At 74.2% G+C, this 833-nt stretch carries 1 pseudogene; it reads right to left on the bottom strand.

The features are described 5' to 3' along the window. Positions 1-751, bottom strand: a pseudogene (locus tag AC2W7A_RS12960) (alcohol dehydrogenase catalytic domain-containing protein); the annotation flags it as partial. Positions 752-833: the final 82 nt, after the last annotated feature.

The following is an 833-nucleotide window of genomic DNA, read 5'->3' on the forward strand; positions in this document are numbered from 1 at the left end:
GCGTCCAGGACCGCGTCGGGGCCGCGGCCGCCGGTGCGCTCGCGGAGCACTCGGCCTCGCCGCCGTCGGCGTCCAGGACCTCGATGCCGTGCCGGGCCGCCATCGCGCGCCGCTCGGGGACCGGGTCGACGCCGATCACCCGGTACCCCAGGTGCACGCCGATGCGGGCCGCCAGCTGGCCGATGGGGCCGAGGCCGAGCACCGCGAGCGTGCCGCCGTCGGGGACGTTCGCGTACTGGACCCCCTGCCAGGCGGTGGGGACGACGTCCGAGAGGAACAGCCACTGCTCATCCGGGCCGGTGTGCGGCACCTTCACGGGGCCGTAGTCCGCGTGGGGCACGCGCAGCAACTCGGCCTGCCCGCCGGGGACGGAGCCGTAGAGCCGGGAGTAGCCGAAGAGGGCGGCGCCGGAGCCCTGCTCCCGCACCTGGGTGGTCTCGCACTGGGACTGCAGCCCGCGCTGACACATCCAGCACCGACCGCAGGAGATGGTGAAGGGCACGACCACCCGGTCACCGGGCCGGATGTGGGTGACCTCGGACCCGACCTCGCGGACGATGCCCATCGGCTCGTGCCCGATCACGTCCCCCGCGTCCATGAACGGCCCCAGGACCTCGTACAGATGCAGGTCCGACCCGCAGATGCCGGTCGAGGTGACCTCGATGATCGCGTCCGTCGGCTCCTGGATCCGAGGATCCGGGACGTCCTCGACGGCGACGTTGCGCTTTCCCTGCCATGTGAGTGCTCGCATGGTGCGACCGTAACCGCGCCGGGCGGGCCGGCGGAAGCGTGCAGGCGCGGCGGGGCCGGCCACCTCGCCCGGGGGAGCGGCC

Source organism: Micrococcus sp. LASM2_SD2 (genome assembly GCF_057364565.1).